General features: G+C 73.7%; 9 protein-coding genes. 8 read left to right on the top strand and 1 reads right to left on the bottom strand.

Annotation, left to right across the window (positions count from 1 at the left end; translation table 11 throughout):
- Positions 1 to 265 precede the first annotated feature (265 nt).
- The 7 genes from ACIQVT_RS07795 (at position 266) to ACIQVT_RS07765 (ending at position 12,040) form a co-directional block, all read left to right on the top strand.
- Positions 266 to 1,807 carry a leucyl aminopeptidase gene (locus tag ACIQVT_RS07795; RefSeq protein WP_403749114.1) on the top strand — a complete coding sequence of 514 codons (1,542 nt, stop codon included), beginning with the start codon at positions 266 to 268 and terminating at the stop codon, positions 1,805 to 1,807.
- A gap of 291 nt (positions 1,808 to 2,098) precedes the next feature.
- Complete coding sequence (gene lpdA, locus ACIQVT_RS07790; RefSeq protein ID WP_403749111.1) at positions 2,099 to 3,487, top strand: dihydrolipoyl dehydrogenase; 1,389 nt, start codon at positions 2,099 to 2,101, stop codon at positions 3,485 to 3,487.
- A gap of 60 nt (positions 3,488 to 3,547) precedes the next feature.
- Positions 3,548 to 5,407, top strand: coding sequence for a 2-oxoglutarate dehydrogenase, E2 component, dihydrolipoamide succinyltransferase (gene sucB / locus ACIQVT_RS07785; RefSeq protein WP_403749109.1), 1,860 nt, complete (start codon positions 3,548 to 3,550; stop codon positions 5,405 to 5,407).
- A 192-nt stretch (positions 5,408 to 5,599) separates the two neighbouring features.
- On the top strand, positions 5,600 to 6,223 hold the full coding sequence (locus tag ACIQVT_RS07780) for a GntR family transcriptional regulator (RefSeq protein WP_403749107.1): 624 nt from the start codon (positions 5,600 to 5,602) through the stop codon (positions 6,221 to 6,223).
- A gap of 259 nt (positions 6,224 to 6,482) precedes the next feature.
- Positions 6,483 to 9,185: a pyruvate dehydrogenase (acetyl-transferring), homodimeric type gene (aceE, locus tag ACIQVT_RS07775; RefSeq protein ID WP_403749105.1), complete on the top strand. Its 2,703-nt coding sequence runs from the start codon at positions 6,483 to 6,485 to the stop codon at positions 9,183 to 9,185.
- A 976-nt stretch (positions 9,186 to 10,161) separates the two neighbouring features.
- Complete coding sequence (locus ACIQVT_RS07770) at positions 10,162 to 10,680, top strand: DUF4240 domain-containing protein (RefSeq protein WP_403749733.1); 519 nt, start codon at positions 10,162 to 10,164, stop codon at positions 10,678 to 10,680.
- Between the two features lie 175 nt (positions 10,681 to 10,855).
- On the top strand, positions 10,856 to 12,040 hold the full coding sequence (locus ACIQVT_RS07765) for a MarP family serine protease (protein ID WP_403749102.1): 1,185 nt from the start codon (positions 10,856 to 10,858) through the stop codon (positions 12,038 to 12,040).
- Positions 12,041 to 12,050: 10 nt separating this feature from the next.
- Here the strand turns inward: ACIQVT_RS07765 and ACIQVT_RS07760 are convergent, their stop codons facing one another.
- Entirely contained in the window at positions 12,051 to 12,536 is a 486-nt protein-coding gene (locus ACIQVT_RS07760; RefSeq protein ID WP_403749100.1) for a GNAT family N-acetyltransferase, read from the bottom strand.
- Positions 12,537 to 12,610: 74 nt separating this feature from the next.
- On the opposite strand from ACIQVT_RS07760, the gene ACIQVT_RS07755 reads away from it, so the two are divergent.
- Positions 12,611 to 13,507: a TIGR01777 family oxidoreductase gene (locus ACIQVT_RS07755; protein ID WP_403749097.1), complete on the top strand. Its 897-nt coding sequence runs from the start codon at positions 12,611 to 12,613 to the stop codon at positions 13,505 to 13,507.
- The last annotated feature ends 53 nt before the right edge of the window (positions 13,508 to 13,560 follow it).

The following is a 13,560-nucleotide window of genomic DNA, read 5'->3' as shown; positions in this document are numbered from 1 at the left end:
TCGTCACCCGCCGGGGCCTGTCGAGTGTGGCTCAGATCACGTGTGCGTGAGGCCGGAAGTGGCCATGTCGCCACGCGTGGGTGAAGATTCGAAGGAATGAGCGGGCACGGGTACGCGCGTAGTCTCGTCCCGGGTGTTCGCCGACAGGCTGAAGGCCCCGGTGCCACCTGTCCCCAGGCCTGGACCTAGGGTCGGCTCTCGGGCCCGGTCGACCCACCCCACTTCGGCCACCGCAACTTCACATCGGAAGCGAGATCTCACCACCGTGACTGCTCTGACTCTCAGCACCGCCGCGGCGCCCGGCCTGCGGGCCGACGCGATCGTGATCGGTGTCGCCAAGGGCGCCCAGGGGCCCGTCGTCGCGCCGGGCGCCGAGGCCGTGAACGAGGCGTACGACGGAAAGCTGGCCGGCCTCCTGGAGACCCTCGGCGCCTCGGGTGCCGAGGGCGAGCTGACGAAGCTGCCCTCCCCGGCCGGTTTCCGGGCCCCGCTCGTGGTGGCGGTGGGCCTGGGCGCCGAGCCCGCCGGGGACGCCGACGCCGAGGACGCCGGCTACGACGCCGAGGCGCTGCGCAGGGCCGCCGGCGTGGCCGCCCGGGCACTCACCGGGGTGCGCAAGGCCGCGTTCGCGCTGCCCGTCGACGGCCCCGGCGCCGTCGAGGCCATCGGCGAGGGCGTGCTGCTCGGCGCCTACTCCTTCGACGTCTACAAGGGCGGCACCGAGGACCCGAAGGCCAAGAACGGCAAGGCGCCGCTGGCCGAGGCCACGCTGCTCGGCGGCAAGCCGCGCGACGCCGCCCACAAGGGCGCGCTCGCCCGCGCGGTCGCGATCTGCGAGGAGCTGAACCGGGCCCGCGACCTCGTCAACACCCCGCCCAACGACCTCACCCCCGCCGACTTCGCCGGTATCGCGCAGGCCGCGGCCAAGGAGCACGGCGTCAAGATCCAGGTGCTCGACGAGAAGGCCCTGGTCAAGGGCGGTTACGGCGGCATCCTCGGCGTCGGCGGCGGCTCGGCCGCGACCCCGCGCCTGGTGAAGCTGTCGTACACCCACCCGGAGGCGGAGAAGCACCTGGCCTTCGTCGGCAAGGGCATCACCTACGACTCGGGCGGCATCTCGCTGAAGCCGGCCGGGCACAACGAGACGATGAAGTGCGACATGGCGGGCGCCGCCGCCGTGTTCGCCGCGGTCGTCGCCGCCGCCCGCCTGGGCCTGGCGGTCAACGTCACGGGCTGGCTGGCGCTGGCCGAGAACATGCCCTCGGGTTCCGCCGTCCGCCCGGGCGACGTGCTGCGCATGTTCAGCGGCAAGACCGTCGAGGTCCTCAACACCGACGCCGAGGGCCGTCTCGTCCTCGCCGACGCGCTGTGGGCGGCCTCGCAGGAGAACCCGGACGCGATCGTGGACGTCGCCACGCTGACCGGCGCCATGATGCTGGCGCTCGGCAGCCGGACGTTCGGTGTCATGGCCAACGACGAGGCGTTCCGCTCCGCCGTGCACGAGGCGGCCGAGGAGGTCGGCGAGCCGGCCTGGCCGATGCCGCTGCCGGAGCACCTGCGCAAGGGCATGGACTCGCCCGTGGCCGACATCGCGAACATGGGCGAGCGCTGGGGCGGCGGGCTGGTGGCCGGCCTGTTCCTGCGCGAGTTCGTGGGCGAGGGCATCGCCTGGGCGCACCTGGACATCGCCGGTCCCGCGTTCAACGAGGGCGGGCCGTTCGGCTACACGCCCAAGGGCGGTACGGGTACGGCCGTGCGGACGCTGGTGCGGCTGGCCGAGCTGACGGCCGCGGGCGAGCTGGGCTGATCCCCGCCCGGCCGCCCGGCGTGATCCGCCGGGCACCCGGGGCGCGGGGAGCCGTCCGTACTGTTCCCCGCGCCCCTTCGGCGTGCCCGCGCCTCCGCCGGGGCGTGCGGTGCGTCACACCGCGGCCCGGCGTCTCGTCCGCCTCGAACAAGTGCAAAGATGGAGCCCGGCAGGACAGGGCCCCCACCGAAGGGCCGAAGCATCAAGCGGCCGGACACCAGCCGACCGGCCGGTCACCTCACCGATGGACAGGGTGCCCGGCGCGCGGCACACATGCATGGAGGACGTGACGTGGCGAACGACGCCAGCACCGTTTTCGACCTAGTGATCCTCGGCGGTGGCAGCGGTGGTTACGCCGCGGCCCTGCGCGGGGCGCAGCTGGGCCTGGACGTCGCTCTGATCGAGAAGGACAAGGTCGGCGGCACCTGCCTGCACCGGGGCTGCATCCCCACCAAGGCCCTGCTGCACGCGGGCGAGATCGCCGACCAGGCCCGCGAGAGCGAGCAGTTCGGTGTCAAGGCCACCTTCGAGGGCATCGACGTCCCGGCCGTCCACAAGTACAAGGACGGTGTCGTCGCCGGTCTGTACAAGGGCCTCCAGGGTCTGATCGCGTCCCGCAAGGTGACGTACATCGAGGGCGAGGGCCGACTGTCCTCCCCCACCTCCGTCGACGTCGACGGCCGGCGGGTCCAGGGCCGCCACGTCCTGCTGGCGACCGGCTCCGTGCCGAAGTCGCTGCCGGGCCTGGAGATCGACGGCGACCGGGTCATCTCCTCCGACCACGCCCTCGTCCTGGACCGCGTGCCCAAGTCCGCGATCATCCTGGGCGGCGGCGTCATCGGCGTCGAGTTCGCCTCGGCGTGGAAGTCCTTCGGCGCGGACGTCACCGTCATCGAGGGCCTGAAGCACCTCGTGCCGGTCGAGGACGAGAACTCCTCGAAGCTGCTGGAGCGCGCCTTCCGCAAGCGCGGCATCAAGTTCAACCTGGGCACCTTCTTCGAGAAGTCCGAGTACACCCAGGACGGCGTGAAGGTCACCCTGGCGGACGGCAAGGAGTTCGAGGCCGAGGTCCTCCTCGTCGCCGTCGGCCGCGGCCCGGTCTCCCAGAACCTGGGCTACGAGGAGGCCGGGGTCGCCATGGACCGCGGTTACGTCCTCGTCGACGAGTACATGCGGACCAACGTCCCGACCATCTCCGCCGTCGGTGACCTGGTCCCGACGCTCCAGCTCGCGCACGTCGGCTTCGCCGAGGGCATCCTGGTGGCGGAGCGTCTGGCCGGTCTCAAGACCGTCCCGATCGACTACGACGGCGTGCCGCGGGTGACGTACTGCCACCCGGAGGTCGCCTCCGTGGGTATCACCGAGGCCAAGGCCAAGGAGATCTACGGCGCGGACAAGGTCGTCGCTCTGAAGTACAACCTGGCGGGCAACGGCAAGAGCAAGATCCTGAACACCTCGGGCGAGATCAAGCTCGTCCAGGTGAAGGACGGTGCCGTGGTCGGCGTCCACATGGTCGGCGACCGCATGGGTGAGCAGGTGGGCGAGGCCCAGCTGATCTACAACTGGGAGGCGCTGCCGGCCGAGGTCGCCCAGCTCATCCACGCCCACCCGACGCAGAACGAGGCGATGGGCGAGGCGCACCTGGCGCTGGCCGGCAAGCCGCTGCACTCCCACGACTGAGCCTTCGGTCACGGGCGCGACGACACAGACTTCCGCAATTCGTTAGGAGCAACCGAAACCATGGCGGTTTCCGTAACCCTTCCGGCGCTCGGTGAGAGCGTCACCGAGGGCACTGTCACCCGCTGGCTGAAGGCCGAGGGAGAGCGCGTCGAGGCCGACGAGCCGCTGCTCGAGGTGTCGACCGACAAGGTCGACACCGAGATCCCCTCGCCCGCCGCCGGCGTGCTGGCCTCCATCAAGGTCGCCGAGGACGAGACCGTCGAGGTCGGCGCCGAGCTGGCCGTGATCGACGACGGCTCGGGCGCGCCCGCCGCCGCCCCGGCCCCCGCCGCCGAGCCCGAGCCGGCCGCCGAGCCCGAGCCGGCGCAGGCCGAGGCCGCCGTCCCCGCGGCCCAGGCCGCTCCCTCCACGGAGCAGGACGCCCCCGCCCCGGCCCCGACGGCCGAGGCCGCCACCGGTGGTTCCTCCGCCGAGGGCACCGACGTGGTCCTGCCCGCCCTCGGTGAGTCCGTCACCGAGGGCACCGTCACCCGCTGGCTGAAGTCGGTCGGTGACTCCGTCGAGGCCGACGAGCCGCTGCTCGAGGTCTCCACGGACAAGGTCGACACCGAGATCCCGGCGCCCGCCTCCGGCGTGCTGCTCGAGATCGTGGTGAACGAGGACGAGACCGCCGAGGTCGGCGCCAAGCTCGCCGTCATCGGCGCGCCGGGCGCGGCTCCGGCCGCCGCCCCGGCCCCGGCCGCCCCGGCCGCGGAGCCCGCCGCCGCCCCTGCCCCGGCGCCCGCCCCGGCCCCGGCTCCCGCGCCGGCTCCTGCCCCTGCTCCGGCCCCGGCTCCCGCCCCGCAGGCGCCGACGGCCCCGGCTCCGCAGCAGACGACGACCCCGGCGCCCGACCCGGTCCCGTCCGCCCCGGCGCCCGCTCCGGCTCCGGCCCCCGCGCCGGCCCCGGCCACCGCTCCGGCCGCCCCGGCGCCCGCCGCCCAGGCGAGCGACGAGGGCGCGTACGTGACCCCGCTGGTGCGCAAGCTCGCCGCGGAGAACAACGTCGACCTGTCCGGCGTCAAGGGCACCGGCGTCGGCGGTCGTATCCGCAAGCAGGACGTCATCGCCGCCGCCGAGGCCGCGAAGGCCGCCCCGGCCCCGGCCCCGGCCGCCGCCGCGCCCGCCGCGAAGAAGGCCCCCTCCCTGGAGGCCTCCCCGCTGCGCGGCCAGACCGTCAAGATGCCCCGCATCCGCAAGGTCATCGGCGACAACATGGTCAAGGCGCTGCACGAGCAGGCCCAGCTGTCGTCGGTCGTCGAGGTCGACGTCACGCGCCTGATGCGCCTGCGCGCCCTGGCCAAGGACTCCTTCGCCGCGCGCGAGGGCGTCAAGCTCTCCCCGATGCCGTTCTTCGTCAAGGCGGCGGCCCAGGCGCTGAAGGCCCACCCGGTCATCAACGCCCGGATCAACGAGGCCGAGGGCACGATCACCTACTTCGACACCGAGAGCGTCGGTATCGCGGTGGACTCCGAGAAGGGCCTGATGACCCCGGTCATCAAGCACGCGGGCGACCTCAACATCGCCGGCATCGCGAAGGCCACGGCGGAGCTGGCGGGCAAGGTCCGCGCCAACAAGATCACCCCGGACGAGCTGTCCGGCGCGACCTTCACCATCTCCAACACCGGTTCGCGCGGCGCGCTGTTCGACACGATCATCGTGCCGCCGAACCAGGTCGCGATCCTCGGCATCGGTGCCACGGTCAAGCGTCCGGCCGTCATCGAGACCGAGGAGGGCACGGTCATCGGCGTCCGCGACATGACCTACCTGACCCTCTCCTACGACCACCGTCTGGTCGACGGCGCCGACGCGGCCCGTTACCTGACGGCGGTCAAGGCGATCCTGGAGGCGGGCGAGTTCGAGGTCGAGCTGGGCCTGTAGCCGCCGACCGGCCGCCACACGCTGGTGCCCCCGCCCGGGACGATCCGGGCGGGGGCACCGGCGTTCCCGGGGCGCGGCGTCACCCACACCGTGTGCGCCTCGTCTCACCTGCACCAAAGCACCCCCGAGCGCCCTGCCCACGGAGCGAACCCGCCGTATTGTCTACACGTCAGCCCTCCCGAAGGAGCCCTCATGACCGCGCCCGTCGTCCACTCGCTGCGCGAACAGATCCGCGAGCACATCGTGGAGGGGATCGTCAGCGGGCGCTGGCAGCCGGGCGAGCGCATCGTGGAGCGCCGGATCGCCACCGAGCTGGAGGTCAGCCAGACCCCGGTCCGGGAGGCCCTGCGCGAGCTGGAGTCGCTGCGCCTGATCGAGTCGGCGCCGAACAAGGGCGTCCGGGTCCGGAACCTGACCGCGGCCGACCTGGAGGAGAGCTACCCGGTCCGGGCGGGCCTGGAGGCCATCGCGGCGGAGCTGGCCGTGGAACGGCTGGCGGAGGACTGCTCGGCGCTGGAGCCGCACGTGCTGGCCCTGTACGAGGCCGACCGGGAGGCCGACGGCACGGCACAGGTGCGTCACACGGTCGGCTTCCACCGCGAACTGGTGCGGGCGGCGCGGAACTCGGTGCTGCTGCACACGTGGGAGGGGCTGGGCATCGAGGTCTTCACGGCGCTGTCCATCCGCTGGCTGGGCACCGTCCAGCAGTCGTACGCGGAGGAGCACGAGGAGCTGGTGCAGGCGTTCAAGCGCCGGGACCCGCGGATCGCGGAGCTGGTGAAGGCGCACGTCCTGGGCTGCGCCCCGCGCCCCTGACGCACCCGAGCATTCCGCCGCTCACCTGCGAAAACACCCGTCGAACGCGTCACCGGGTGCCAGTACCGAAGGCACCGCGTGCCGACTTTCTTCAAATCAAGAGGTTTTCGCGCTCAACCCTTTGATCGATCATCGATCAGGGAGTTACAGTCGCCGACGGACTCCTACCGGAGCCCGCTGCCCTGTCCTGCCAAAGACCAAGGGCAACCCCGAACCCTTACCGATGAGGGAACCCCCTTCGACCGAGGAAGGCGGCGACATGACCGACCCCCAGGCCATCCAGCCGAGCGCGCTCGACCAGCTCCCGGACCGCGACCCGGAGGAGACCGCCGAATGGCAGGCCTCCCTGGACGCCGTCGCCCGGGAGGCGGGACCGCACCGCGCCGCGTACCTGATGCGCCGCACGCTGGAGCGCGCCGAGGCGGGTGGCGTCGCGCTGCCGAAGCTCCTCGAGACCGACTACGTCAACACCATCCCGACCGCCGCCGAGCCGTCCGTGCCCGGTGACCCGGAGATGGAGGCGCGGATCACCGCCTGGAACCGCTGGAACGCGGCCGCCATGGTGACCCGCGGCGCGAAGCACGGCGTCGGCGGCCACATCGCCACCTTCGCCTCCGCGGCCTGGCTGTACGAGACCGGCTTCAACCACTTCTTCAAGGGCAAGGAGGGCGACGGCTCCGGCGACCAGCTGTACATCCAGGGCCACGCCTCCCCCGGCATCTACGCCCGGGCCTTCCTCGACGGCCGGCTGGACGAGCATCACCTGGACAACTTCCGCCAGGAGGCCGGCGGCGCCGGTCTGCCGTCGTACCCGCACCCGCGCCGGCTGCCCTGGCTGTGGGAGTTCCCCACGGTGTCCATGGGCCTCGGCCCGCTCTCCGCGATCTACCAGGCGCGGTTCAACCGCTACCTGACCAACCGCGGCATCAAGGACGTCTCCGCCTCGCACGTGTGGGCGTTCCTCGGCGACGGCGAGATGGACGAGCCGGAGTCGACGGCGGCCCTCGCGCTCGCCGCCCGCGAGGAGCTGGACAACCTCACCTTCGTCATCAACTGCAACCTCCAGCGCCTCGACGGCCCGGTCCGCGCCAACTTCAAGATCGTGCAGGAGCTGGAGGCCCAGTTCCGCGGCGCCGGCTGGAACGTCGTCAAGACGCTGTGGGGCTCCGCCTGGGACGAGCTGTTCCAGCTGGACACCACCGGCGCGCTGGTACGCCGGCTGCGCCAGGTGCCGGACGCGCAGGTCCAGACGTACCAGACCCGCGACGCCGCCTACATCCGCCAGGACTTCTTCGGCGCCGACCCGGCGCTGGCGGAGATGGCGAAGCTGCTGAGCGACGACAAGATCCTCGAGTGTTTCCACCTCTCGCGTGGTGGTCACGAGTCCCGCAAGGTGTACGCCGCGTACAAGGCGGCCGTCGAGCACAAGGGCGCGCCGACCGTGATCCTGGCCCAGACGGTCAAGGGCCACACCCTCGGCGAGGGCTTCGCGTCGAAGAACGCCAACCACCAGATGAAGAAGCTCTCGGTGGACGAGTTCAAGGCGATGCGCGACCTGCTGGAGCTGCCGATCAAGGACAGCGACTTCGTCGACGGCGTGGTCCCCTACGGCCACCCGGGCGCCGACTCCCCCGAGGTCCGCTACCTCCAGGAGCGCCGGGCGGCCCTCGGCGGTCCCGCCCCGGCCCGCCGCACGCACGCGCTCGCCCCGCTGCCCGCCCCCGCCGAGAAGGCCTTCGCCTCCTTCGACAAGGGCTCCGGCACCCAGAACGTGGCCACCACCATGGCCTTCGTCCGCCTGGTCAAGGACCTGGTCCGCGACAAGGAGACGGGCCGGCGCTGGGTGCCGATCGTCCCCGACGAGGCGCGCACGTTCGGCATGGAGTCGCTGTTCCCGTCCCTGGGCATCTACTCCCCCAAGGGCCAGACGTACGAGCCGGTCGACCGCGACCAGCTGATGTACTACAAGGAGGCCCAGAACGGCCAGATCCTCAACGAGGGGATCACCGAGGCCGGTTCGATGGCCGACTTCATCGCCGCGTCGACCGCGTACGCGACGCACGGCGAGGCGATGATCCCGTTCTACATCTTCTACTCGATGTTCGGCTGGCAGCGCACCGCCGACCAGATGTGGCAGCTCGGCGACCAGCTCGGCCGCGGCTTCCTCGTCGGCGCGACGGCCGGCCGCACCACCCTGACGGGCGAGGGCCTCCAGCACGCCGACGGGCACTCCCCCGTCATCGCGGCCACCAACCCGGCCGCCCTGAGCTACGACCCCGCGTTCGCCTACGAGATCGCGGTGATCGTCCGTGAGGGTCTGCGCCGGATGTACGGCGAGGCACGGCCGGAGGAGGACCAGAACGTCTTCTACTACCTGACGGTCTACAACGAGCCGCTGCCGCAGCCCGCCAAGCCGCAGGGCCTCGGCATCGACGAGGGCATCGTCAAGGGCCTGTACCGCTTCAACACCGCCGAGTCCGCGGGCGTGGCCGTGCCCGCCGACGCCCCGCGCCTCCAGCTGCTCGGCTCCGGTACGGCGATCCACTGGGCCCTGCGGGCGCAGCGGATGCTCGCCGAGGACTGGGGCGTCGCCGCCGACGTGTGGTCGGCGACCTCCTGGACCGAGCTGCGCCGGGACGCGCTGGAGGCCGACGCGGCGCTGCTGCGCGGCGAGGAGCGGGTGCCGTTCGTCCGCCAGGCGCTCCAGGGCGCCGAGGGCCCGGTGCTGGCCGTGTCCGACTACATGCGCCAGGTCCCCGACCAGATCGCGCAGTGGGTCGAGCAGGACTACTCGTCGCTGGGCGCCGACGGCTTCGGCCTGTCGGACACCCGTGAGGCCGCCCGTCGCCACTTCGGCGTCGACGCCCCCTCGATCGTCGTCGCGGCCCTGGCCCAGCTGGCCCGGCGCGGCGAGGTGAAGGCCACGGCGGTCAAGGAGGCCCGGGAGAAGTACGGGCTGTAGGACACCGGGCACCGCCGACGCGGCGGACCGGGGGCGCCCACCGCGCCCCCCGGTCCGCCGCGTCCGTGTGCCGGCAGGCTCCGGCACCATAGGCCCCCGCGGTGGCCGACTGGCGAGCACCGGACGGGACCGCCGGGCCTACGCGTGGCGAAGCCGAGGCGAGCGGTGGGCTCCGCCACCACGCGACGGCGGACCGCGGCACGGGACACCTAGGGCCCCGCCGGAGGCCGCCTGGCGAACACCGGACGGGACCGGAGGGCCGACGCGTGGCGAGGCCGAGGCGCTGGGCCCGAGCGGGGTGCCGGGGGTGCCGCGGCGAACGTGCCGGCCCACTTAGCCTGCACGGCCCGGCCGAGGGTGGCGGCGGCGCTGCGGGAATCGGGGCCGGCGCACACGGCCTCCACGGCTCGGCTGAAGGTGGCGGCGGCGCCGTTGCCCGGCCGGGTTCCGGGAGCCGGTGGCGCCGTCACTGGCCCCGCTGCGGTACAGCCCGGACGGTGCCGCCCTGCGGATCGACGTGGTCCACCTGCGCGGGGCGGGCGCCGGGAAGCGGCGGCCGGAGTCGTACGGCCCGTGCTGGAGGCGGGTGTCCGGTACCCGTGCGCGCGGGTGGCCCACGGCGGCGACGTCGCGCGTACGTACCGGGCTTCGACCGGCCCGCCCACTGGTCGGAGCAGACCGGGCGGTCGCCCGGTCGATCCCGCGCGCCGAGGTCGTCGTACGGATGGCTGTCCCCCCGGGGCATGCGCGGGCTGCCGTACGCCGTGGGCACCGGCGCGGCCGGAGGCGGAGGTGTATACCGGTCCCGGCAGCCCGGCGGACGCGGTGCGACGAAGGCGGAGGTGCCGGTCGGCTCCGGTGGCCTCGCGGAGCGGTGCGTGGGGGCGTGGGACGGATCGGCGGGCCGTACGGTGCCGTAACGATCCGCGGTACTCCACGTGCGGCCCACCGGCCGAGGCCCGATGCTGGTGGCGTGATGGACGAGACGGAGTTCTGGGAGCTGATCGACGCCACCCGCGAGGCGGCCGGGGGCGACCCCGAGGAGCAGGCCGACCTGCTCCTGGACCGGTTGCTCCGGCTCGAGCCCGATCTGGTCCTGGACTTCGCCCGGCACTTCGAGGCCCGCTACAACCGCGCCTACCGCTGGGACCTGTGGGGCGCCGCCTGGGTGCTGCTGGACGGGTGCAGCGACGACGCGTTCGACTTCTTCCGGTGCTGGCTGATCGGGCAGGGCCGGGAGGTCTTCGAGGGCGCCCTGCACGATCCGGACGCGCTGGCCGGACTGCTGGGCGAGTTCGACGAGCGGATCGACGGCGACGGCGAGGAGCTGGGCTACGCGGCGGACGAGGCGTACGAGCAGCTGACCGGGACGGTCGCGCCCGACCTGGGCATCGCCCCGGCGCCCGCCGAGCCGGAGGGCACGCCGGTGGACCTGGAGGACGAGCGGGTGCTCGCGCAGCGGTACCCGCGCCTGTGGGACCGGTTCAAGGACTGACACCACCGCCCGGGGCCCGGATGCGGTGTCCGGGGGAACCTTCGCCCGGGTCCGGGGCGTTTCAGGGGTACTCACGTACGTGAGCCGGTTTCGCCGCCGGGTGCGCTGACGTACGGGTGGCCGGCCGGCGGGCCCGTCCCGGCCGTACGGAGGGGTCCGAGAGAAAGGCGGCTCCGTGGACCTGCTCGACCTGCTGCTCGCGCTGGTGATCGTCGTGTACGCGGTGTCCGGCTACCGGCGTGGGCTGGTGGCCGGCTGTGTCTCGCTGGCGGGGTTCGTGGGCGGTGCCGCCGCCGGGGTGTGGGTGCTGCCGTGGGTGACGGGCCAGGTGGAGCGGGGCACGACGACGGCGACGGTGGCCGCGGTGCTGACGGTGCTGGTGCCGGCGGTGGTGGGCCACGAGCTGGCGGGCCGGCTGGCGCTGCGGCTGCGCGGGGAGCTGGACCGGGGGCCGCTGCGGGTGGCGGACGGGATCGGGGGCGCGGCGGCGAACGCGGTGGCGGTGCTGATCGTGGCCTGGGTGGCGGCGAGCGTGCTGGGCGCGGCCCCGGCGCGGACGCTGACGACGCAGATCCGCGACTCGGCGCTGCTGGACGCCGTACAGCGGACGATGCCCGACACGACGCCGGCGTGGTTCTCGCGGGCGACGTCCGCGCTGACCGAGGCGGGTTTCCCGCAGGTGTTCAACCCGTTCGAGAACGAGTCGACGGCCCGGGTGGCCCGTCCCTCCGGTGACAGTGTGACGCCCGCGGCGACGGAGGCGGCCCGGCGCAGCTCGGTGAAGATCGAGGGCTCGGCGGGCAACGAGGGCCGGGAGGGCAGCGGGTTCGTGTACGCGCCGGAGCGGGTGATGACCAACGCGCACGTGGTGGCGGGCATCGGCCGTCCGGGCGTGCGGGTCGGCGGGGTCGGGCCGTCGTACGGGGCGCGGGTGGTGCTGTTCGACCCGGACCGGGACGTGGCGGTGCTGTACGTGCCGGGGCTGCGCGCGCCGGCGCTGCGGTTCGGCGGCGGTGCCGTGCGCGGCGACTCGGCGGTGGTGGCCGGCTATCCGCAGGACGGGGGGCTGGACCTCCAGGCGGCGACGGTCGCGAACCGGGTGCGGGCGACCGGGCAGGACATCCACAACGACCGCACGGTGACCCGGGAGGTCTACTCGATCCGGTCCACGGTCCGGCCGGGCAACTCCGGCGGCCCGCTGCTGACGACGGGCGGCCGGGTGTTCGGGGTGGTCTTCGCCCGCTCCACCTCCGACGCCGAGACGGGCTACGCGCTGACGGCGACCGAGGTGGCGGCCGACGCCCGGCGCGCGGCCACGGCGACGGCGCCGGTCGGCACGGGCGGGCTGGTCGGCTCCTGAGGGCGGCGGCTCACAGCCGGCGGCCCATGAGGACGTCGTCGACGTACGCGCCGTCCAGGTGGAACTCCCCGGGCAGCACGCCTTCGACGGCGAACCCCTCGGACTCGTAGAGCCGGCGGGCCGGGGTGTTGTGCCCGAGCACGCGCAGGGTGAGGCGGCGGGCGCCGCGGGCGCGGGCCTCGGTGACGGCGGCCCGGATCAGGGCGCGCCCGACGCCCCGTCCCCGCGCCTCCTCGGCGACGACGAAGCCCTGGACCGCCAGGACGTGGGCGTTGGAGGCGAGCGGGGTGGGGCGGACGAGGCGGATGTAGCCGAGGAGGTGTCCGCCGGCCTCGGCGACCAGGTGGTCCCGCGGGTCGTGGCGCTCGAAGAACGGCGGGTGGGGCGGCTGGGGTGCGGGCACCACCTCGTGCAGCGGGGACCAGGCGGCCCGGTCGAGGCGGCCGAGTTCCGCGTCGTCTTCGGGGCGGGCGGCGCGCAGGGACAGCTCAGGCATGACGATCACCCTACGGCGGGCCGGCCGGGGCGCCCACCGGGTTTCCCGGCGGCTGTGCGGTCATGCTGGTGGCCATGGAACGTTCACGCATCGCGGTGGCCGGCGCGTCCGGCCTCATCGGCAGCGCCCTGGTGCGGTCCCTGACCGCGGACGGGCACGAGGTGGTACGACTGGTGCGCCGGGCGCCCCGGGGCGCGGACGAGGTCCGCTGGGACCCCGGGCGGCGGCAGGTCGACCCGGCCGGGCTGGCCGGCTGTGACGTGGTGGTCAACCTGGCGGGGGCCGGGGTGGGCGATCGGCGCTGGACGCCGGAGTACAAGCGGCTGCTGCGGGACAGCCGGGTCGGGGGCACGGCCGCGCTCGCGGAGGCGGTGGCCGCGCTGCCCGAGCCGCCGCGGGTGTTCGTGAACGGCAGCGCGATCGGCTTCTACGGCGATACCGGCGACCGGGTGGTGGACGAGGACGGCGCGCCGGGCGACGGGTTCCTGTCCCGGCTGTGCGTGGAGTGGGAGGAGGCGGCGGCCCCGGCCCGGGCGGCGGGGGTGCGGACGGTGTTCCCCCGCACGGGGCTGGTGGTGGCCCGGGACGGTGGGGCGTGGGGGCGGTTGTTCCCGCTGTTCCGGGCGGGGCTCGGGGGGCGGCTCGGTGACGGGCGGCAGTACTGGTCGTACATCGCGCTGCACGACGAGGTGGCCGCGATCCGGCACCTCATCGACACCGAGGGCCTGTCCGGGCCGTTCAACCTGACGGCGCCGGAGCCGCTGACGAACCGGGAGATCACGGCGGCGATGTCCCGGGTGCTGCGCCGGCCGGCGGTGTTCGCGGTGCCCGCGCCGGCGCTCAGGGCGGCGCTCGGGGAGATGGCGGGGGATGTGCTGGGCAGTCAGCGGGTGGTGCCGCGACGGCTGCTGGAATCGGGGTTCCGGTTCGCGTTCCCGGGCATCGATGAGGCGATCCGTGCGGCGGGGTGAGCCGGTTGGTGACACCGGCGAACGAAAGTGACCGTATGCGACCTCTATGCGAC

It is taken from the genome of Streptomyces sp. NPDC100445 (assembly GCF_044759735.1).
Classification (GTDB): Bacteria; Actinomycetota; Actinomycetes; order Streptomycetales; family Streptomycetaceae; genus Streptomyces.
Note: the sequence above shows the minus strand (reverse complement) of the source record. Positions and strands in the feature narration are given on the sequence as shown.

What these genes read in the sequence shown, in the direction of transcription:
- sucB (WP_403749109.1), top strand. Translation starts at nt 3,548, where the DNA reads ATGGCGGTTTCCGTAACCCTTCCGGCGCTCGGTGAGAGCGTCACCGAG.
- ACIQVT_RS07780 (WP_403749107.1), top strand. Translation starts at nt 5,600, where the DNA reads ATGACCGCGCCCGTCGTCCACTCGCTGCGCGAACAGATCCGCGAGCAC.
- aceE (WP_403749105.1), top strand. Translation starts at nt 6,483, where the DNA reads ATGACCGACCCCCAGGCCATCCAGCCGAGCGCGCTCGACCAGCTCCCG.
- ACIQVT_RS07770 (WP_403749733.1), top strand. Translation starts at nt 10,162, where the DNA reads ATGGACGAGACGGAGTTCTGGGAGCTGATCGACGCCACCCGCGAGGCG.
- ACIQVT_RS07760 (WP_403749100.1), bottom strand. Translation starts at nt 12,536, where the DNA reads ATGCCTGAGCTGTCCCTGCGCGCCGCCCGCCCCGAAGACGACGCGGAA.
- ACIQVT_RS07755 (WP_403749097.1), top strand. Translation starts at nt 12,611, where the DNA reads ATGGAACGTTCACGCATCGCGGTGGCCGGCGCGTCCGGCCTCATCGGC.